At 71.1% G+C, this 20,459-nt stretch carries 18 protein-coding genes; 4 read left to right on the forward strand and 14 right to left on the reverse strand.

Annotation, left to right across the window (positions count from 1 at the left end; all coding sequences use genetic code 11):
* Window positions 1-27 precede the first annotated feature (27 nt).
* Window positions 28-981, reverse strand: coding sequence for a sigma-70 family RNA polymerase sigma factor (locus tag ACFYQQ_RS31685; RefSeq protein WP_355787973.1), 954 nt, complete (start codon window positions 979-981; stop codon window positions 28-30).
* Between the two features lie 10 nt (window positions 982-991).
* Window positions 992-2,200, reverse strand: coding sequence for an FAD-dependent oxidoreductase (locus ACFYQQ_RS31690; RefSeq protein ID WP_356240490.1), 1,209 nt, complete (start codon window positions 2,198-2,200; stop codon window positions 992-994).
* Window positions 2,201-2,394: 194 nt separating this feature from the next.
* On the opposite strand from ACFYQQ_RS31690, the gene ACFYQQ_RS31695 reads away from it, so the two are divergent.
* Window positions 2,395-2,619 (forward strand): hypothetical protein, encoded by a 225-nt coding sequence (locus ACFYQQ_RS31695; protein WP_355788049.1) that lies wholly within the window; start codon window positions 2,395-2,397, stop codon window positions 2,617-2,619.
* A 136-nt stretch (window positions 2,620-2,755) separates the two neighbouring features.
* Here ACFYQQ_RS31695 and ACFYQQ_RS31700 read toward each other — a convergent pair whose 3' ends face one another.
* Complete coding sequence (locus ACFYQQ_RS31700; protein WP_355788052.1) at window positions 2,756-4,006, reverse strand: serine hydrolase domain-containing protein; 1,251 nt, start codon at window positions 4,004-4,006, stop codon at window positions 2,756-2,758.
* Window positions 4,007-4,238: 232 nt separating this feature from the next.
* A complete protein-coding gene (locus ACFYQQ_RS31705; protein WP_355788055.1) occupies window positions 4,239-4,811 on the reverse strand; it encodes a dihydrofolate reductase family protein in 573 nt (190 codons plus the stop codon).
* Between the two features lie 340 nt (window positions 4,812-5,151).
* Here ACFYQQ_RS31705 and ACFYQQ_RS31710 point away from each other — a divergent pair, with 340 nt between their 5' ends.
* Window positions 5,152-6,786, forward strand: coding sequence for an alpha/beta hydrolase (locus tag ACFYQQ_RS31710; protein ID WP_355788057.1), 1,635 nt, complete (start codon window positions 5,152-5,154; stop codon window positions 6,784-6,786).
* A 184-nt stretch (window positions 6,787-6,970) separates the two neighbouring features.
* On the opposite strand, the gene ACFYQQ_RS31715 is transcribed toward ACFYQQ_RS31710, so the two are convergent.
* From ACFYQQ_RS31715 to ACFYQQ_RS31735, 5 genes are all read right to left on the reverse strand, one after another.
* Window positions 6,971-7,684: a S1 family peptidase gene (locus tag ACFYQQ_RS31715; protein ID WP_355788060.1), complete on the reverse strand. Its 714-nt coding sequence runs from the start codon at window positions 7,682-7,684 to the stop codon at window positions 6,971-6,973.
* Window positions 7,685-7,921: 237 nt separating this feature from the next.
* Window positions 7,922-8,716, reverse strand: coding sequence for a phosphatase PAP2 family protein (locus tag ACFYQQ_RS31720; protein WP_356173593.1), 795 nt, complete (start codon window positions 8,714-8,716; stop codon window positions 7,922-7,924).
* Window positions 8,717-9,670 (reverse strand): YihY/virulence factor BrkB family protein, encoded by a 954-nt coding sequence (locus tag ACFYQQ_RS31725; RefSeq protein ID WP_355795025.1) that lies wholly within the window; start codon window positions 9,668-9,670, stop codon window positions 8,717-8,719. It abuts the gene before it with no gap.
* Window positions 9,670-11,409, reverse strand: coding sequence for a diacylglycerol kinase family protein (locus ACFYQQ_RS31730; RefSeq protein WP_388906084.1), 1,740 nt, complete (start codon window positions 11,407-11,409; stop codon window positions 9,670-9,672). Before ACFYQQ_RS31730 ends, ACFYQQ_RS31725 begins: the two co-directional genes overlap by 1 nt.
* 645 nt (window positions 11,410-12,054) lie before the next feature.
* Complete coding sequence (locus tag ACFYQQ_RS31735; RefSeq protein ID WP_356173599.1) at window positions 12,055-13,308, reverse strand: MFS transporter; 1,254 nt, start codon at window positions 13,306-13,308, stop codon at window positions 12,055-12,057.
* A 61-nt stretch (window positions 13,309-13,369) separates the two neighbouring features.
* Here ACFYQQ_RS31735 and ACFYQQ_RS31740 point away from each other — a divergent pair, with 61 nt between their 5' ends.
* Window positions 13,370-13,930, forward strand: a complete 561-nt coding sequence (locus ACFYQQ_RS31740) for a CGNR zinc finger domain-containing protein (RefSeq protein ID WP_356173601.1) — start codon at window positions 13,370-13,372, stop codon at window positions 13,928-13,930.
* 55 nt (window positions 13,931-13,985) lie between these two features.
* On the opposite strand, the gene ACFYQQ_RS31745 is transcribed toward ACFYQQ_RS31740, so the two are convergent.
* From ACFYQQ_RS31745 to ACFYQQ_RS31765, 5 genes are all read right to left on the reverse strand, one after another.
* A complete protein-coding gene (locus ACFYQQ_RS31745) occupies window positions 13,986-15,332 on the reverse strand; it encodes a hypothetical protein (RefSeq protein WP_355793068.1) in 1,347 nt (448 codons plus the stop codon).
* 95 nt (window positions 15,333-15,427) lie between these two features.
* Window positions 15,428-15,844, reverse strand: a complete 417-nt coding sequence (locus ACFYQQ_RS31750; RefSeq protein ID WP_355793066.1) for a hypothetical protein — start codon at window positions 15,842-15,844, stop codon at window positions 15,428-15,430.
* Window positions 15,845-15,934: 90 nt separating this feature from the next.
* Window positions 15,935-17,080: an acyl-CoA dehydrogenase family protein gene (locus ACFYQQ_RS31755; RefSeq protein WP_356173605.1), complete on the reverse strand. Its 1,146-nt coding sequence runs from the start codon at window positions 17,078-17,080 to the stop codon at window positions 15,935-15,937.
* A 56-nt stretch (window positions 17,081-17,136) separates the two neighbouring features.
* Window positions 17,137-18,414, reverse strand: a complete 1,278-nt coding sequence (locus ACFYQQ_RS31760; protein WP_356173608.1) for an aminotransferase class III-fold pyridoxal phosphate-dependent enzyme — start codon at window positions 18,412-18,414, stop codon at window positions 17,137-17,139.
* A gap of 107 nt (window positions 18,415-18,521) precedes the next feature.
* The gene (locus ACFYQQ_RS31765; protein ID WP_356173610.1) at window positions 18,522-19,511 is read right to left on the reverse strand and encodes a ketoacyl-ACP synthase III; all 990 of its coding nucleotides are present in this window, start codon (window positions 19,509-19,511) and stop codon (window positions 18,522-18,524) included.
* A gap of 545 nt (window positions 19,512-20,056) precedes the next feature.
* Here ACFYQQ_RS31765 and ACFYQQ_RS31770 point away from each other — a divergent pair.
* Window positions 20,057-20,368: a helix-turn-helix domain-containing protein gene (locus tag ACFYQQ_RS31770; protein WP_388906092.1), complete on the forward strand. Its 312-nt coding sequence runs from the start codon at window positions 20,057-20,059 to the stop codon at window positions 20,366-20,368.
* The last annotated feature ends 91 nt before the right edge of the window (window positions 20,369-20,459 follow it).

Here is a 20,459-nt window from a genome sequence, read left to right on the forward strand (position 1 = left end):
TACAGCCGTTGACTGTCGGCCGGTGGGTCACCACTGCGTGACGAGTGGCGCGTCCGGTCCGTGCTGACCCCAGGCCCGGGTCAGGCGGACGAGGCGCGTGGGGGCGGCGATCCCGCGCACGGTCGCGATCCTGCCGTCGGCGATGTCGAACGTCACGGCGCCGACGACCTGTTGGCCGACCACGAAGAGGATCGCGGGCGCACCGTTGACGAGCGCGTAGTGGATGGCGGGCGTGCCGCCTGCGAACCGCCGTTTGGCGGGTGTGGGTTTGAAGCCGGCTCGTACGACGGCGGCGATGCGCTGTGGAGTATCGAACCGCAGCAGCTTCTCCGTCAGACCGGCACCGTCGGACGTCGCGACCGCGTCGTCGGTGAGCAAGGCCACGAGCCGTTCGGTGCGGCCCGAGGAGGCGGCGGCGAGGAATTCCTCGACGATCCTGCGGGCGGATGCCTCGTCGACCTCCCCGCCGCGGCGGCCCGCTGCGGAGATGCGGCGCCGGGCCCTGTGGAGGTGCTGCTGGCTTGCGGACTCCGTGATGTCGAGGATCTCGGCGATCTCGGAGTGGCCGTAGGAGAACGCCTCGCGCAGGACGTACACGGCTCGCTCGACGGGTGACAGGCGCTCCATGAGCGTCAGTACGGCAAGGGAGACCGACTCGCGCTGCTCGAAAGTGTCGGCCGGGCCGAGCATCGGGTCGCCGTCGAGGAGTGGTTCGGGCAGCCAGGCGCCGACAGAGCGCTCACGGCGGGCCTGCGCCGAGCGGAGCCGGTCGAGGCACAGATTGGTGACGACCTTGGTCAGCCATGCTTCCGGCACCTTGATCCGGCGCCGGTCGGTGGCTTGCCAGCGCAGGAAGGCGTCCTGTACGGCGTCTTCGGCGTCGGTGGCGGAGCCCAGCAGCCGGTAGGCCAGCGAGGCCAGCCGGTTTCGGCTGGCCTCGAACCGGCTGAGGCCGAAGCGGTCGGTGGTGGCGCTGTCCACGCGGCTCACCCTAGGCGGACGCCGGACGGCCACGCGATGCTTTCTCGGCGGACGCATCCGGCGTGACCACCAGGCGGCGCTTGCTCCTGGGCAGGCCGAAGGTCGGGTGCGAGGTGGTCCACAGTGACGTCCTGAGGATGCCCGACTTGATCCGCGCGGCCTTCCGTCCTCCCACGTGCTTCGGTTTCGCCTCGCCCTCGCGGTCGACAAGCTGCAGGATGCCGTCCCGCCGCCCGAGGCTGATGTGGTTGCCCAGGTACTCCAGCCTGGTGTTCGGGATCTTGCGGCCGGCCAGGCGTCCCACGATCGCCGCTGTGGCCTGCATGCCGGTGTGGCCGGCCGAAGCGCACGACATCGGCAGCGGCCGGCCGTTGTCACCGATGGCGTAGGCGCTGTCGCCGACGGCGTAGACGTCCGGGTGGGAGACCGACCGCATGCTGCGATCGACGACGATCCGGCCTCTCTCGGTGACCTCCAGCCCGCAAGTGGCGGCGACGGGGCCGACCGCGAACCCGGCCGTCCATACAGTCGCGTCGGACGCCAGGACGGTGCCGTCGGAGCACAGGACCCGCCCCGCCTCGACGGTTTCGACCTCGGTGTGCTCCACGACGGTGATGTCCAGCCGGGCGCAGGCCTGACGGAGATGGTCGCGGGCTCCGGCGGAGAGCCTGGCGCCCAGCTCGCCACGGGCGACCAGCGCCACCGAAAGTCCCGGCCGGGCTTCGGCGATCTCGGTGGCTGTCTCGATGCCGGTCAACCCGTCGCCGACGACCACCGCACTCCCGCCGGCGCCCAGGCTGTCCAGGCGCTCGCGCAGGCGCAGCGCCGAGGGCCGGGCGGCGACGTCGAAGGCGTGCTCGGCCGCGCCGGGGACACCGCCGTGATCGCCGTGGCTGCCGAGCGCGTAGACGAGCGTGTCGTAGCCGACCTCGCCGCCGCCGGTGGCGTCGGCCACGGTGACGACGTGGCGCTCGAGGTCGAGCGCTGTCACACGGGCCAGGCGCAGCCGTATCCCCGTGCCTGCGAAGACGTCGGCGAGCTGTGGGGCTTCGATCGTGTGACCGGCCGCGAGTTGGTGCAGCCGCAGCCGCTGGACGAAGTCCGACTCGGCGTTGACCACGGTGATCTCGGTGTCCGCCGGGCACAGCCGCCGGGCCAGGGTCCCGGCCACGTAGGCCCCGGCGTAGCCGGCGCCGAGGATGACGATGCGGTGCTTCATGTGATGCGCTCCTGTCGGTCCGAGTGCTCTCGGCGACTTGAGCGGAACAGCGCCCCGACTACTGACAGGAACATCATGTGATGTGGGTCACAGGCGGGGCGGCGTCTGGCCGGCGGATCGCGTGTCAGGGGACGCCGCTTGAGGGCGGGCTTACGCGTGATCAACGGCCGCATGGCATTTCCTAGACTGGCGCGATGAACAACTACAAGTGCACGCAGTGCGGCACGGTCGGGCTGGCGGAGGGCTTCATCGAGGACGCCGGCGAGCACTCGCGCGGGTACGCGCGGTGGATCGAGGGGGCGTTGGAGCGGGGGATTCTCGGGGGCGCCAAGCGGATGGGCAGGCCCCGGCGGCAGATAGAGGCGTTCCGCTGTCCGAAGTGCGGGCACCTGGAGCTGTTCGCGACCGGCGAGGTGTGAGTCCACCGCCCGGCTGTATGTGACGGACCCGAGCCACAACTGGGCCGCCAGGCAATCGTGTTGGGCGGGTGCGACGAGCGCGGTCCCCGAGCGGAAGTCTCTTCGCTCGGGGACCTCGCCTCTGTCGTACGAGGGGTCAGCCGAAGTCGGGGATCGGGTCATCCGGGACGAGGGCGGCGGCGATCCGCTGGGCGAGCAGGTGGGCGGCGTGGCCGTCCGGGGTCTTGGGGCCCTGCGTCGTCGAGACCGCGATGGCCAGACGCTTGGACGGAAGGTAGGCCTGAGAGGCGGAATAGCCGAAGAACAGGGGGTGTTGGGCCACCCAGTCACCCAGGACGAGTACGCCCATGCCGTAGTGGGTGGCCTCGCTGTTGGTGAGACAGACCGTCGCGGGACACTTGTCGGTCGGGCGGCCCAGGTTCACCGTTCCGGGGCTGAGCAACTCCTTGTAGGAGGACTCGGAGAGCAGTTCGCCGGAGCCGATGCCCTCGGCGGAGCGGGCCAGGTCGCAGATGTCCGTGGTCTGCACCGCGCCGGGTGCGGTGGTCCACGAGGGGTTCCAGAAGGTGGACTCCTCGTACGTCCCGCGGTCGGCTGTGAAGGCGTGCAGGACGGGCGTCGGGATGTCCGGGGTGAAGCTGTTGCGGGTCTCGCGCAGTCCGAGCGGGGCCAGGACCTGGCGGTGCAGGAGGACGTCGAGCCGGGTTCCGGTGATCTTCTCCAAGGCGGCGCCGAGGAGCACGAAATTGGCGTGCGAGTAGCTCCAGTTGGTGCCCGGCTTGTACCAGCGCGGCTTGCTGGTCACCAGGGCCACCAGCTCCTTGGCGGTCCACCGGCGGAACGGGTTGGCGGTGACGGCCGTCTGGAACTCGGGAAGGGGGACGTAGTCCACGAGTCCGGTGGTCGAGGCGGCCAGCATGCGCAAGGTGATCTTCTTGGCCTGCGGGAGCTCGGGGAGCCAGCGTGCGACGGAATCGTCGAGGTCGACCTTGCCCTGGTCGACGAGCCGCATGAGCGCCGTGCCCATGTAGCTGATCGCGATGTTGCCGTTCCGGAAGTGCATGGCGGGGTCGGCCGGGACACCGGTCATCGACTCGCCCAGAGCCGTGGTGACGACCTCGCGGTCCCCGGCCGTGACCCGCAGGATCACGGATTTGAGGCCCAGTTCGGCCTTGGCCTGCTCGGCGAGCCGCAGGACCTTGCGTGCCGGGCCGCTGTCGGACGGGCGGGAGCCGGTACAGGGCCGGTGCTGTCCGCCGTCGCGCGCCGCGCCACCGGCCGCCGTGACCGGGGTGCCGAAGCCGACGAGCGCGGTGAGTGCGGTGGCCGCGGCGACCGCGGCGACCGCGGCGCGGCGCGACCGAGATGGGGGAGGGGCTGCTCTCATGGCCGGAGTATTGAGTGACCGCGAGGTCAGGGCCGGTCCTTGGCCCGCCGACCCGCCCAACATCACCCGTCAGGCAGCACGCCCGGTCTCCTGCGCGGCCGTCCGGCGCCCATGCGACGTACCGCGCTGGAGCCACGTCCGGGAATCGTGAGCGTGAGCACCGGTGCGACCAGGACCCCGCGGTCCCGCGGCCCGCCCGGCGACGTGACAGCTGGACACCTGCGGCAGCCGGTCAGCGGACGACGTCAAAGACGTTCTTCTGCACACCGTTGGCAAAGGCCTCGTGCTCGACGAGCTTCAGCTTCTGCGCGTCCTTGTCCGTGGCGCTGAACAGCCGCTTGCCCGCACCGAGCAGCAGAGGGAAGACCAGCAGGTGGTAGCGGTCGATCAGGCCGGCGTCCGACAGGGCGTGGTTCAGGGCGGCGCTGCCGTGGATGATGATCGGGCCACCCTCGGTCTCCTTCAGCGCGGCGACGTCGTCGATTGAGCGCAGGATGGTCGTCTCCCCCCAGTTCGACACCAGGTCGTCCTCGGTGAGCGTGGTCGAGACGACGTACTTCGGCATCACCTTGTAGTCGGCGAAGTCGGCCATGTCCGGCCAGACGGGGCTGAACGCCTCGTAGCTGGTGCGGCCCATCATCATGGCGGACGCCTCCTGCTGCTCCCGGCCCTTGATCTCGTACGCCTCGGGAAGGAAGTCGATGTTCTTGAAGGTCCACCCGGAGTTGCGGTAGCCGGGCTCGCCGCCCGGTCCCTCGACCACGCCGTCGAGGGAGATGAACGCGGTGCTGATCAGGGTACGCATCGAAGGTTCCTCGGTATCTCGTGTGCTGCTGACAGGTCCGGTCGCGCGCTCCCACCGCCCTCGCGGCCGTGGCGCGCCAACCATGAACTATGACGGCGGCCCGCCGGGAAAGTCATCGGTCCCCGCCCTCCTTTTCGACGACCTCGCCCATCCGGGTGTGTACCACCCGTGGCAGGCTTCGGACGCACGACGGCCGGGACCGCCCGCTCACCCGAGACCGGTGAGGGATTCAGGTGGCCGTGGTGGCACCGATCTCGCTCTTTTCCCGTCTGTTCAGATGGCCGAACTCACCATGCACGGTGAGCACTTGTCATCCATCGACCACAGGGGGAAAAGGACCATGACCACTCCACGTCGCATACCAAGACCTTTCGGACGGCTCCCGGTCGTCGCCGCTACGCTCGCCGCACTCATGGCCGCCGTGACGGGCACGGCGACCCAGTCGGCCGCCTCGCCGAAGACTCCTGAGAAGCCCCCCGTGCCGTCGCTCACCTGGACCGACTGCCAGGGCGGCTTCGAGTGCGCGAAGGCCGACGTCCCGCTCGACTACCGCGACACGAACGGCAAGACCATCACCCTCGCGGTGATCCGCAAGAAGGCCGCGGACCAGACGAAGCGCAAGGGCACGCTGTTCATGCAGCCGGGCGGGCCCGGCAACTCCGGCGTGGACTTCGTGCGGAACAACTACGCCGACCTGCCGGCCGCGCTCCGCGATTCGTTCGACGTCTTCGGCTACGACGTCCGCGGGGTCGGCCGCAGTTCCGCGCTGACCTGCTTCGACGACGCGCGCTACACCCGTGCCGTCACCGAGGCCAAGGGTGTACCCGGGCCCGACGCCTTCGGGCCGGCCCTGCGTGAGGCGGCCGAGTTCAACCAGGCCTGCGCGGACAACACGGGCGAGCTGCTGCCCTTCGTCGGCACCGAGTACGTCGCCCGGGACATCGACCTGCTGAGGGAGGCGCTGGGGGAGAAGCAACTCACCTACTACGGACGGTCCTTCGGGTCGTACATCGGGACCGTCTACGCGGCCATGTTCCCCGAGCGGGTACGGGCCCTGACCCTCGACGGCGCGTACGACCCGGTGCACTACGCGAACCGTCCCTACGCCTACGACCGGCCGCAGTACCTCGCGCTGGACGGCGCCATGAGCCGCTTCCTGGACTGGTGCGCCGCAGACCAGGCCACCTGCGGGTTCGGCGACGGAGACCCGCGCGCGGCGTTCGAGAAGCTGAAGGCCGACCTGGACGCCGGCCCCGTGCCCACCGCGAACGGCGGCCAGGCCAACGGCTACACCCTGGTCTACCGGCTGATGTTCAACATCAACGAGGGCAAGGTCATCTGGCCCTCGCTCGGCGCGGCACTGCGCAAGGCACAACTGCGGGACAACACGTCCTTCCTGCTGCGCCCGCCGTCCCCGGCCAGCTTCGACTTCCTTGGTCCGAACGTGGCCGTCGAGTGCGTCGACCGCGACTACCCGCGCAACCTGCAGCGGCTGGAGCGGAACGTCAAGGCCAACGCCGAGGCGGCACCGCTGCTCGGCCCGGCGATGGCGTACGGGCCTCCCACGTACGACCACCAGCACGCCACCGCCTGCGTCCAGTGGACTGGCGAGCACACCAGCCGCTACGACGGCTCCTACCGGGCCCGGGGATCCGCGCCGATCCTGGTGATGGGTACCACCGGCGACCCGGACACCCCGTACCAGGACGCGGTCGCGCTGTCCCGGCGACTCGACAACGCCTCGCTGCTCACGTTCCGGGCCGAGGGGCACACCGCGTTCGGGCGCAGCGCCTGCGCGACGGACGCGGTCGTCGGCTACCTGGTGGACCTCAAGGTTCCCGCCTCGGGCACGACCTGCGAGGACGAGACGCAGCCGCCGTCCTCGACGCCGAAGAAGGCCCTGCCCGGCACGACGCTGAGTGAACTCCGTAACGGCGTCAACGAGCGGGTCGAACGCATCGGCGCCGTGGACTGACGTCGCCGTGCCGCTCTCGGGGTGCCGGCCTTGTGTGGTCGGCACCCCGGGGCAACGTCGACCGGGGTGCTGGAAGCCGCCGTGAGGGTGCGCACCGTGAGCGGGTGGGCGGAGTCACCTGTGCCCACCAGGCTCCCTGCACCCCGGCCGGCCCTGCTTGACGGGCCGCCTCGGGTCGGCCGATTCAGTAGACGCTCAGGCCGTACGCCGACAGGGACTCGGCCACCGGCTGGTAGTAAGTGAAGCCTCCCGAGGTGCAGTTGCCGCTGCTGCCGACGATGATGCCGAGGGCCGTGCCCCCGGAGAAGGCCGGGCCGCCGCTGTCTCCTGGCTCGGAGCAGATGGTGGACCGGAACAGTCCGTAGACGATCCCCCCGCCGTAGTTGACGGTGACGTTCACCGCCTGGACGGTCCCGCAGCGGTATCCGGTGGTCCGCCCGACGTGACAGACCGACTGTCCGACGACGGGGTTCGCCGCGCCGGTGATGTCGCGGGTGCCGACGCCGGCGCCCAGCGTGACCTCGCCCGGGTAGGCGACCGCGGTGTTCGTGTACCGGACGCTCGCGTAGTCGTCGCCGGGGAAGCTCACCCCCGCGGTGACGCCGACGGGGACGGTCAGGGCGGCGTCGGCGTACCAGGTGCTCGTGCCCTGCGCGCAGCGGCCCGCGACGAGCGCGTACGTCGCGGTGGCGGAACGGGCGTTGAAGCCGACGGTGCAGCGGGCGCCGCCGCTGTAGAGGGTGTCGCCGCCCCGTATCGCGACGGCTGCCTGGCGCCCTGCTCGGTCCCCGGCATGGGCGGCGGGGCCGGTGACGGCACACCAGCCGACGAGGATTGCCAGGACTGTGGCGGCTCGGACGACGGTTCGCTGGGGTCTTGTGGAACGCAAGGGACTCACGGCGGCCTCCTGTGGCGGGTAGCTGACAGTTTGTGGGCGCCGGAGCCCGATGGTCAGGCCGAAAGCCGCCAACAACGGGTGAGGCGGGGGCAGGTGCCCTTTCCGGCGGGCTCGCCGGTCACCGGCCTGCTCGCCGGCATGCCCCGGAGAGTGGCCGTGGCTCCATGGCGTACGCAGACGCCTCGGGGCGGCAACCGTGTGGTCGCCGCCCCGAGGCGTCTGCGCGATGCCGACCGTTCAGCGCTTCGAGCGCAGGACGGGGTCTGGCTCGGGATGCTCCTCGGTCAGCTCGGGTTCCAGGCCGTCGGCCAGCTCGGTGGTGCGGCGGCCGATGTCGGTGCGCCAGGCCTCGAAGGCCCAGGCGGTGAGGGCCACGACGGCGAGCCCCAGGAGCCAGCCGCCCACCACGTCGCTGAACCAGTGCACACCCAGCGCCACGCGGGTGAAACCGACGCCGACCACCGAGAGCACCGCGAAGCACCAGCACACCACCCGCCAGGCGCGCGGCACCATCGGCAGCAGGACCAGCAGCAGGATCGCGAACGAGGTGGTGGCGGTCATGGCGTGCCCCGAGGGGAACGAGAAGCCGGGTGCGCGGGCGACGGGGTCCTCGAGAGAGGGCCTGGCCCGTTCGACGACCACCTTGACGAGCAGCCCGATCAGCCCGCCGGCCACGGCCGTCACCGCCGACCAGGCGGCGAGCCGCCACGCCTTGCGGTACAGCAGCCACAGGGTGAGCAGGGCGACCACGATGCGCAGGGTCACCGGATCCCAGACACGGTCCGACAGGAAACGCAGGGTGTCGGTCCAGGCGGGATGGTCGAGCGCGGTCTCGTTCAGGCGCCGCGCGGCGCTCGCGTCCAGCCGGCGCAACGGCTCCCACTGGCCCTCGACGAGGATCAGCAGCAGCCCGAACGGCACCGCGGCGAGCGCGGCCACGACGGCCGCGCCGAGCAGGCGGGCGCCGAACTTCCGGTCCGCCTCCCGGCGGCGGCGTTCGCGCATACGACGTGTGGTGAACCGAAGAACCATTCAGACTCCCGGGTCGGCTTCGATCGGACCGGGGCGCATGGCCCGCGCGGCTTCCAGCTGCGCGGAGAAGGACAGTCCGAGGAACAGGGCGATGGAGGTCAGGTACGCCCACAGCAGCAGCGACATGAAGGCGCTGAGCGGGCCGTACACGGTGTCGAAGGAGCCACTGAACGCCAGATAGAGGCTCAGCAGCCAGGTGAGGGTCGTCCACAGCACCAGGTACACCGCGGCGCCGAAGGCCAGCCAGGTGTAGCCGGGCTGCTTGCGGCGCGGCGCGCGGCGGAAGATGGCGCTGGCCGAGATGAGCACGAGGACCAGGCCGAGGGGCCAGCGCAGGATGTTCCACGCGGTGAGCGTGCCGTCCTGGAGGTGGTACACCGTCACCGCGGCGGAGGCCAGGTCCGCGCCGGCCACCATCACGATGAAGCCCACGCCCAGCGGAAGGCCGGCGCTGACGGACATCACCAGGCCGCGCAGGTACTTGCGGTGGAACGGACGGTCGCGTTCGTTGCCGTAGATGCGGTTGGCGCCGCGCTCGATCTGGCACATCGCGGTGGTGGTGTTGACCAGCGAGAACAGCAGGCCGAACCACAGGGCGAGCTGGGCGCCGTCGCCCGCCTTGCGCTTGCTGCGGTCCAGCGCGTCGTCGACCACCTCGGCGCTGGGCCCCTGGGCGATCCGGTGGATCGTCAGTTCCGCGAGCCTGCCGATGTCCTCCGTGTGCAGGGCGCTGGACAGGCCGACGAAGGCGATCGCCAGCGGGATGACCGAGAGCACCGTCTGCAGGGCGAGGGCCCGGGAGTGCGTGAAGCCGTCGGCGTAGCGGAAGCGGACGAAGGCGTCGCGCAGCAGCGGCCAGCGGCCGTAGCGGCGCAGGGACATCAGCGCCTCGTCGGCGGAGAGTTCCTCGCCCGTCATGTTCCTGGTCTCGGGGACCTTTGTCGCTGTACCCATCACTTCTCCCCGGCAGGCAGCAGCATGGTCAGCGCGCCCGGGCGCACCTCGGCGGTCAGCCGCCGACCCGGAGTGACCGGGTCCCCGTCGAGTTCGCGGCTCTGCTCGGACTCGAAGGTGAGCTCGGCGCGCTCGAAGGTGAAGAACTCCACCGGTACGCCGGCGTCGGCGTCATGGGCGGCGATCGTGTCCACCGACGTGGGCTTGGGCGTCCTCGCCCCTCGCAGCAGCGCGCCGAGGACACGGATCCAGCCGGAGGGGCCGCGCGGGTCGAGGATGAGCAGGTCGAGCCGTCCGTCGTCGCACCGAGCGGCGGGCACGAGGGTGAGACCGCCCTGCACGGTGCCGACGTTGGCGAACAGCACCATGCGGGCGGTACGGCGCAGGGCCAGGGCGCCGTCGAGCTTGATCGTCACGCGCATCCGGGGGGTGCGCAGGGTGGTGATGCCGGCCAGGACGTACGCGGGCCAGCCCAGGAAGGACTTGGTCCGGTCGTCGGTGTTCTCCATGATCGCGGCGTCGAGTCCGGCCCCGGACATGGCGGCGAAGTGGGTCGCTTCGAGGTCGTCGCCCTCGATCCGGCCGAGGTCGATGTGACGCACGGTTCCGCCAAGTGCGGCGTCGAGCGCGGCCGCGGGTGACAGCGGAAGGCCGAGGTTGCGGGCGAGCAGGTTGCCGGTGCCGCTGGGCACCAGGGCCAGCGGTACGCCGCTGCCGGCCATGGCGTCGGCGGCCGCGCGCAGTGTGCCGTCCCCGCCGCAGACGACCACCAGACTCGCGCCGTCGGCGGCCGCGCGGGCGGCTTGGCCGCCTCCGGTGTCCTCGATCGTGGTCTGCACGAATTCCACCGCGCGGTGACCGTGCCGGTTGAGCACGTCGCGCAGCGCGCCGCAGAGGTTCTCGTCGGTCACGGTGGGGTTGTAGACCACGACGGTGCGACCCGACGCCAGTCCATTGATGCCGGCGCCGACGGCCGGCGCGGGGCGGGCCGAGGGAGCGGCGGTCACAGAGGCGTCGGTGAACAGGGCCCGGCCGACGATCAGCAGCGACAGGCTGCCGTTGGTGAGTCCGCCGACGACGTCGGTGGGGTGGTGCATGCCCCGGTAGAGGCGGGCGAGTGCGACCAACAGCGGTATCAGCAGCAGGAGTCCGGCTGCGGCCTTGCGCCAGGGTCCGCGGATGCGGGACAGGGCGAGCGCTGCCAGTCCGGCGTACAGGGCGGTGGCGGCTCCCGTGTGCCCGGAGGTGTAGCTGGAAGTGGGCGGGGACGCGTCGAGGCGGTGTACTTCCGGCCGGTGACGGTCCACCGACGCTGTGACGATGAGGAAGACCAGCGCCTGGAGCGAGACGGCGACAGCGAGGAAGACGGCCTGACGCCACATCGGCAGACGGGGTATCAGGACCAGTCCCAGGCAGACCGCGAGCGTGATCGCGATGATCGTGAGGGTGTTGCCCGCCTCCGACGCGAACCACGAGAAGGTGGTGAGCAGGCCCGTGCGGTGCTGTTCCAGGCCCTCGTTGAGGTCGTCCTCGACGGTCATCGGCCACACGTCGTGTGCGGGTCCGGTGATCAGCAGCCCGAAGCCCACCATGAGCGCGGCCTGGCAGGTTGTCAGGGCGCCGATGCGGGCGGCGGTGCGGCCGGTGCCGCGAGGCAGGGCGCGCAGACGGGCGGCCCGGACGGCTCCGGGCGTTTCACCGGGCAGGACGGTGGGTCTCTCCGGCACGGCGGTCGGCATCAGAACTCCCACAGGTCGGCGCCTCGCGGCGTTCCTTTTCTCGGCCGGGGGGTGTGCCCTCCCCGATCACCGCCGTATGCCCCCGAAGCCGCCGGGCAGACCTGTGGATCTGTCGCAGACTCTCCACACCGCCATGGCAGACTCTCCACACCACGGCGCGAACCTGCCGATCGGCCGCACCGCCTTCACCTCAACGCGGCCCCGTTGTTGGGCGCTTGAGCCACACAGATTCGGTTGTGTGTCCTTGGCGCGGTGCGTGGACGAGCCCGCCCCTTGAGCAGCAGGACCGGTGCCACCGCGCCTGAACTCCGTTGCGTGGGCCGCGCCGGTCGGGCCACACGACCCAACGACGGCGGCGTCCGGAGTGCCTCTGCCCTTCGCCTGTCTTCGCCGCTCTGGCCGGTCCGACGGCGCGCCCTCACCAACCGCCCCCGGACACGGAGGGCCGCCACGCCCCACAAGGGGGTTCCGCACCTGTAGGTCGCAACGCCCGGTGGTGCCGGGTGCACTGCGGACAGGTGCGGGGTGGCGGGAGTCGGCGCCGTCTTGATCGTGGGTCGCCTGGCATCGGTTCCCGCTCGGACCCGGGCGCCGTGAGATCGCGGTCCAGCCGCCGCCGGGCGCATCGTGGGCGGGCGTGTGCCGTCAGGTCGTCGTGCGCTCCCGCCGGGGCTCGCTCGCCGCGGTCCCGCTCGTCTCCTTGGCGCCGGCGCGCTCGCCCAGGCCCGCGATCAGGCCGATCAGCGTGGTCACCGCCGTGCAGACCACGATGGTGACCGCCGGGGTGGTGGCTTCGACGAGGCCGGCCGTCAGGAGCGCGGCGGCGCCGTAGCCGAGGCCGCCCGCGGCGTACAGGAGGGAGAAGCCCGTGGCCCAGACGTTCTCCGGGAGGCGGTGCTGGAGCGCCAGGTTCCTGATGATCATGAGGGGGCTGTAGAAGAGGCCGCCGAGCAGGAACGCGGCGAAGAAGCCCCAGAGGCGGCCGGTGACGGCGCACAGCGTCAGGGCCACGGTCATGGCGGGCAGCAGGAAGAGTGTCTGCGTGCCGGGGGTGCCGGGCCAGGCGCGGCGACCGTAGACGAGGCCGGCCGCGATGCTGGCCCCGGCGAACACACCGGTGATGACGCCGGTCAGGGCGAGCTGCTGCCCGGTGCTCTCCAGGCGTGCGGGCAGCGCCACGTCCATCGCGCCGACCAGGAACATGATGGCCGCGGCCAGCAGCACGGTGGGCCAGGCCATCCTGACGACGCTCAGGGTTCCGGCGGGAGCGTCGTCCTGCTCCAGGGCGGCGGGGCCGCGGTGCCGGATGTGCGCCGCCATGAGCAGCGGCGCCGCCGAGGCGAAGGCCATCAGGACGAGCGCGACACGCGGCGAGATCTGGGTGGACACCAGAGAGGCGAGCATCGGTCCGGCGGCCCAGATGGCCTGGTTCAGGGCGCTTTCCAGTCCGAGCGCGGTGGCCCGCAGGTGCTCGGGGGTGGTGCTGGACAGCTGCGCGCGCATTCCGCCGGGCACACCGGCGGCGACAGCGCCGGCGGCGAAGGCGAGGGCCACCAGGAGAGGCATCGGGGTGTGGCCGGTGAGGACGGCGAGGGCCGCGAAGGCGAGGGCTTCGGCGAGCAGGGCGACGCGCAGCTGGCCGAGGAACGGTTTGCGGTCGAACCGGCGTCCCATGAAGGGCGCTCCCACTGCCTCCCCGAGTGCGTGCGCGGCGGCCAGGACACCGCCCGCGGCGAACGAGCCGGTGCTGTGGCCCAGGAACACCAGGGCCAGGGGAGCCATGGCGACGGGGGTCCGGATCAGCCCCATGGCGGCGTACCAGGCGGTGCCGCCCTCGCGGCGCAGGACGTCGCGGTAGGTCGGGGCGGGCGGCGCTGTCGGCAGCGTGTTACCACTCATAGTGTTAACCGGTAACCGCTCCTCGGGGTCGCAAACCTTGTTTACCGACTAAGCTCTACGTATGGGCAATCAGACGGGAACGACTGTGGCCGGGCCACAGGTGGAGGAGATGAGGTCCTTCCTCAACACCTGGGTGATCCCCAACGACACGCGGGAGGAGACGGAGACCCTTCCCGGCCTCGCCGGGGACGCGCAGGAATGGGCGCGCGTACTGCCGCACATCCCCCGCCCGCGCGCCGACGAGCTCGCCGAGCTGCTCCGGCTCCGGGACGACCTGCGCGAGGACGTGTCCGACCGAGGCACCCGGCGGCTGGACGACTGGCTAGCGCGCAGGCCGCAGACCGTGCGCATCGGCGAGGGCGAACTGCGCCTGGAGGGCCCCGCCGCCCCGGTCGACGTCGTCCTGCGCCAGGCGGCCCACCTGGTGCTCGCCGAACGCTGGCGCCGGCTCCGTTCGTGCCCGGACTGCCGCTGGGTCTTCTACGACCAGTCCCGCAACAACACCCGTACCTGGTGCAGCATGTACGCCGGGGAGAGCGGCCGGGCCTGCGGCAGCATCGCCAAGGTCCGGCGGATGCGCGCGGCGCAGAAGGAGCGGGCGGCGGTCACGGAAGCGGGGTGAGGACCCCGGCCGAACCGGTGTCCTCACCCCGTGGGGCCACACTGATGACGGGCGGTCAGAACGAGGCGGCGGTCTGCCGCAGCAGGCGCTCCGTCTCCTCGGCCGCCTCCGGATCGCGGTCGTAGACGAGATACTCCGCCGTGTGGTTGTAGGGGCTGTCGTCGACGAGGATCACGGCGCCGCTCTCGCCGTCCGGGCTGAGCCGCGGGTCGTGGTCGATGGCCCAGACGAGCTTGGCGAAGTCCCGCACCGGCAGGTCGTTGCGGGTCAGGACGGTGTGGCTGCGCTGGTAGCCGTCACCCAGCAGCCGCCGGGCCGCGGCGTCCACGTGGGTGCAGCCGCCTATCCGGGCGTTCACCTCGCTGAAGAGCACCTCGCCCGCCGGCGTGACGATGGAGTCGCAGTTCAGATAACCCCGGTAGCCGAGTCCGCCGATCGTGCGGGCCATCGCCAGCGACGCGTCGAGCATCCGCTGCTCCGCCTCGGCGGCCAGGGCCACCGGCGGGATGGCGAAGCCGTTCCAGACCGGCTCCATCCGCATGTCGCCGTGGTCGAGCAGAGCCGGCTCGTCGGGCGGGCCGGGGAGGAACAGTTCGCTGTAGAGGGTGCGGCTGTGGGGGTGGTACACCTCGACGACGGCTTCACTGGGACGCAGGCCCGTGGGGAAGTCGCGGACCTCCTCGACGACGGGGAAGGACGTGGCGACCAGTGCCTCGATCTCCTCGGGGGAGGCGTCCGGGTCCACGACGTGCCGGGCGGACGCACCGATGGACGGGACACCGGTGTCGGTGGTGAACAGGACGTTGCCGTAGCCGCTCGCGCTGAAGTCCTGCTTGACGATGACGCTGCCGGTGTGCGGCAGCAGCTCCCGCACGGCGCGCGCGGTGGCCCCCCGGCTGCGGCAGACCTCGCCCCGGGCGACCGGGACGCCCGTGCCGGTGGCCCACGCCCGGAAGAAGGACTTGCTGTTGAAGAAGTCGCTGCCGCCCTGGGCGAAGAACGCGGGCGCGGCCGGGCGCAGGCCGAGCCGGTCGGCGAGTACGGCGACGGTGCGGTCGTACAGGTACGGCGTGAGCGTCCAGTCCGGGCCCACGGTCTGCCGTAGCCGCTCCAGCAGGGGCTCGGCGAGCGCGGTGCGGGCGTCGAGGAAGGCGCCCTCGTCCGGTCCGTCGGGGGTGAGGAACGTCAGGGCCGCGGGGTCCAGGCCGAGCAGTGACACGAGGTAGTCGTGGAAGTCTGGGGTGAGGCGGCGGTGGGCGAGCATCGCGTCGCCGTCCTCCAGCAGCCAGGCCGTGCGGGTGGAGATGGCGTGCTGCTTGTGGGCTTCCTTGGGGCTGAACCCGGTGAGCGGGCTGGCGAACATGTACTCGCTCGTCACGTTGCCGAGGACGAGTTGGGGCACGGTAGGTCCTTTCGTGCGGTGCTGTGGGGGGTTGTGACGTGGTGGTGCCGGGGGAGTGGGGACCGCCGTATGGCGGTCCCCAACGGACCTCGTGGTCAGGCGCGTTCGGCGAGCTTCTTCTCGAACGCCTCACGGTTGACGACGGCCCGGCCGTGGACACCGCGGAGGATGACGGCACGGCTGTCGCGTGCCTCCACGGCGAAGGTCAGGACCTTGCCGTCGACCTCGGTCAGCGTGGCGGTGACGGTGATCTCCTCGCCGACGGGCGTCGGGGCCACGTGCGCGGAGTCGTGGTTGAGGCCCACGGTCATCCAGGGCGTGGTGATCTCCTCGCTCAGGACGTCCATGGCGGTGACCTCGCTGAGCCACAGCAGGATCGGCGTGGCGAGGACGTCGAGTTCGTTCTCCCAGGCGGTCGCGGAGTCGCGGGGCCCGACGACGTGGTGGCGGGTGGCCGACCTACCGACGAGGGAGTCGAGGACGGGACGCGGCGGAGCGGTGGTGTCTGACATGACTGCCTTTCGCGTGTGGTGAGGGACTGGGCGCCCAAGCGGGCGGGTGTCAGCTGTGTCGGGCGCGGGAGTGACGGGCGACGCCCGGCGTCAGGAGGCCTGTGCGAGGGCGCGCATCTGGTTGAAGACGTTCTTGCGCTGCATCTCAGCGGTGCCGCCGGCGATCAGGGTGCCCAGCGCGTCCTGGAGCGCGTGGGCGGCGGGACCGTCCATGTACCCGAGGTGGCCGTAGACGCGCAGCGCCGTCTCGGTGCCGAGCCTGAGGGTCTCGCCGGCGTGGTACTTGGCGGTGGAGCACAGCAGCGAGGCCTGCTTGTCGCCGCGCAGCAGGGCGTCCAGGGCGCCGTAGGAGACGTATCGGGTCGCCTCGATGGCGAACTTGGCGTCGGTGATGCGGCCCTGGACGTACTGGTGGTCGGCGATCGGCTGCTTGAAGGCCTGCCGCCGGCGCGCGTAAGTGAGCACCTCGTCGAGGTGCGGGTCGAGGTAGGCCGCGGCCAGTACCCCGTACAGCAGGCGGTCGAGGGCGATGGTGTTGTAGATCGCCTCGATGCCCGCGCCGATCTCACCGACCAGGTGCCGCGCCTCGACCCGCACATTGTCGAAGGCGATGGGCCCGGTCGGGCTGGTCTGGTTGCCGATCATGCGCTCCACGGGCCCCTGGGTGATGCCCTCGTCGTGGAGGTCGACCATGAACAGGGTGATGTCCCGGGCGCCGTGTTCGGGCACGCGGCCCAGGACCAGGGCCATGTCCGCGACGGGCCCGTTGGTGATGTGGTCCTTGTGGCCGTTGAGCCGGTAGACGTCGCCGTCGCGTGCGGCGGACGTCTTGATGCGGGTGACGTCCGAGCCGCCGGTGGTCTCCGTCAGGGCGGTGGCGCCGACCTCGCCGGACAGCAGCCGGGGCAGCCAGTAGCCCTTCTGGTCGTCCGTGCCGTAGATGAGCAGGGACCGGATCAGTCCGGCCTGCGCCACCATGGACAGGGAGAAGCCGAGGTCGCGACCGCCTGCCGCGACGCCCTCGAAGGCGGCGGTGAAGTCCCACCAGGTGCCGCCGTCGCCGCCCCACCGGCGGTCCACGGCCAGCCGCCATATGCCGGCGTCGCTGATCTCCTGCCAGGACGCCCGGTCCAGGACGCCCTCCGTCCGGCATTCGTCGGCGCGCTTGGCGACGGAGGAGGCGGCCAGGTCGGCGTAACGTGCGCGCAGCGCCGGGTCGGTGAAGTGCTGGAGCATGGTGTTCGTGTTCCTCTCGGATGTGGGGGGTCTGTTCCTCGTGCGCGGGAACCGGTTCAGCGGGCGGCGGTCGCGAGTTCGTCGACCCGCGCGGCGGGGGTCGGCGTGAGGTCGGCCAGGCTGCGGTCCAGACGGACCGTCAGCTCCTCCAAGTCGGCCTCGGAGCTGTTCAGCGGGGGCGCCACCATCACGGACTCCGTGAGGGCGTTCACCCCGGACGGGTACAGCAGCAGGCCGTTGTCGCGGGCGGCGGCCACCAGGTCGTGCGCGACGCCGGGCGTACGGCTCGGGTCGGCGTGCAGGCCCAGAGCCAGTTGCAGCCCCCGGCCGCGGACGTCGCGCACCACGGCGTGACGGGCGGCGACACCCTCCAGGAGAGTGCGCAGGTAGCGCCCGGAACGTTCCGCGCGGGCGGGGATGTCGTGCTCCCTCAGGTACTCGACGGTCGCCAGGCCGGCCGCGGCTGCGAGCGGCGCGCCGGCCATGGTGTGCCCGAACAGCACGTTGCCCAGCGGCTCGCCGAAGGCGGCGGCGATCTCGTCGCGGACCAGGACGGCGGACAGCGGCGCGTAACCGGCGGTCATGCCCTTGCCGAGCACCATCACGTCGGGGACGATCCCGGCGTGATCGCAGCCGAACCAGGCGCCGGTCCTGCCCAGCCCGGTCATGACCTCGTCGGCGATCAGCAGGAAGCCGTCCCTGTCGGCGAGTTCGCGCAGCCGCCGCAGGACGGCCGGGTCGCACGGCACGGCTCCCGAGGACGCGCCGCCGACCGGCTCGACGATCACGGCCGCCAGGTTCTGTGCCTGCACCTCGTCGATCGCCTGCTCCCACTGCTCGACGTCCGCGCGCATCTCGCCGTGCCGGGGACGCACCTTGGCGACGGTGGCCTGGTTCGCCAGCAGGGGCGTGAGGTTGTGCTTGCGCAGCGGGTGCCCGGAGGCCCCGAGGGCACCGGCGGTCATCCCGTGGTAGCTGGGCTCCTCGGTCAACACCGTGCACTTGAACGGCCGGTAGGCCCGCGCGTGGAAGAGGGTCGTCAGGCGCAGCGCCATCTCGATGGCCTCGGAGCCGGAGTTGCAGTAGAGGGGGTTGCCGAGGCTGCCCGGGGCGAGGTCCGTCAGCAGCCCGGAGAGCCGCTCCAGCGGCTCGGAGGTGAACTGGGTGCGGTAGGCGAAGCTGATGGCGTCGAGCTGCTGGTGCATGCGGGAGGTGATCTCGGTGAGTCCGTGCCCGAGGTTGGTGTTGATCGCTCCGGAGCAGCCGTCCAGGTACTCCCGGCCTTCGGTGTCGTAGACGCGCGGGCCGTCACCGTGACTGACCGTGGGAAGCATGTGGGTCTCCTAGCTGTGTGTGGGGGGAGTCGTGCGGCGGGTCACCCGCCTGTGGAGCTGTCTTGCCGGCTGTGGCCATCGTGCGATGGCTTCGATCCGTGGGGCCGTCAGTACCAGGTCATGACGGACGCTCCGGCCGTCATGCCGCCGCCGACGGAGGCCATCAGGACGCGCTCGCCGCGCTCCAGCGGTGCGGCGCGGTGGCTCTCGCTCAGGGTCAGCGGGATGGACGCGGCGGCGGTGTTGCCGTAGCGGTCCGCGGTGACGGCGACCTTGCGGGAGTCGATGCCGAGCGCGTCGGCGAGCGTGTGCACCAGTCGCAGGTTGCCCTGGTGGAACACCGCGCGGTCGATGTCCTCCAGACGCAGGCCGGACTGGTCCAGCGCTTGGTGCACGGCCTTGGGCACGTGCTGTACGGCCCAGTCCTTGACGGCCCGTCCGTTCATCCGGAAGTGATGGGCGCCCGGGTCCTGGACGGTGGCAGCCGGCCTGCGGGATCCGCCGCCCTCGACGCGGACGTGGTCGGTGGTCGTCCCGTCCGCGAGCAGGGAAGTGGCGTGGATGCCGTAACCGTCGGGGACGCGTCCCACCAGGACGGCGCCCGCGCCGTCACCGAAGAGGCTGACCGTCCTGCGATCCGTCCGGTCCATGATCGTGGAGTAGGTGTCCGCTCCGATCACCAGAACGTTGCGCCAGTCGCGGTGGGCGCACAGCATCGCGTCGGCCACGTCCAGGGCGTACAGGAAGCCGGAGCAGACGGCGTTCAGGTCGAAGGCCGGTACGCCGCCGAGGCCGAGCTGCGCCTGCACGAACACGGCGGTCGCGGGCTGGGGTTGGTCGGGAGTCGTGGTCGCCACGATCAGCGCGTCGATCTCGCTCGGCTCGTACGGAGCCTCGTGCGGAGGTGTCAGTAACCGGGTCGCGGCGGCCGCGGCAAGGTCGGACGTGGCCGCGTCCTGCTCCGCGTACCGCCGTTCACGGACCCCGGTACGCTCCTCGATCCACTCCTCGCTGGTCCCCGCCCAGGCGCCGATCCGCTGGTTGTCCACGACACGGGACGGCACGTGCCCGGCGACGCGAAGTATTCCATTCGGCATGGATTCCCCTTTTGAAGCATTAATCCTGCAATGACCAATCAGTGACTGCTGAACCCATCTACCTCAGCCCTACGGTGGTAAACAGTTGCCCTACTGCTTGTGATTGGTATCACTGGGTGACAATCCAGCCACCTAAGGTGATCGCTTATGACCGTTCAATGCGCCCAAAACCGGGCACCTCGGCTCTTCGCTGCGTTCCTTCGTGGGGCCGAAAACGGGCATGGCGTCGCAGGGTGTGGGCGCGGCCGCACCATGGTCGGGGCAGGTGAGGCGGGGCTCAGGTTGCGAGGGACGGAAGCCGGCCGCGAGCCTCGCACGCCTGCGTTGCACAGCAGTTGAACGTTCCGCAAGGGGAGCCTTCAGGTCATGGCCGAAGACATTTCACCTCGCGCTGTCTACCCGGGACGCATGGTCCGTTACCGCCGAAGCATTACGAGGGGAAAGCTGTCAGCGTGTACATGGAGCCTGTGCGCGACCGGGAGCTCTCGGCGCGCGGTCATGTTCGTGACGCATAGAGGATGGGTTCACGCGGTAGAGACGGCGCCATGGGCATGAGCCTCGATGACCGGGTGAGGTCCGCTGTGGCCGCTTTGCTGCATGCGTCGGGGGAGTCGCAGTCCGACCTTGCCGCCGTTCTGGGCGTCACGCAGAGGCAGTTGAGCCGTCGTCAGTCCGGCGCCGCATCCTGGAGCCTGGCGGACTGCGAGGCGGTGGCCGCGCATTACGGCATCGACGCGTTGGATCTCCTGGCCGGTCCCACCCGCGCCGCCGAGTCGATGCCCGCGCAACGCCGGCATGCCCGCCGCCGGGCCAGGGCGACCGGGCCCGCAGCCGCACAGGCCGGCGGTGAGCGATGACCGGCTTCGACGCCATCGACGCGCTGCTCGCCCAGGCAACGCAGGAGGTCGACCCTCGGCTCGCAGTGGGGCCAGTACGAGTACGTGACCA

It is taken from the genome of Streptomyces sp. NPDC005496 (assembly GCF_042872045.1).
Taxonomy (GTDB): Bacteria; Actinomycetota; Actinomycetes; order Streptomycetales; family Streptomycetaceae; genus Streptomyces.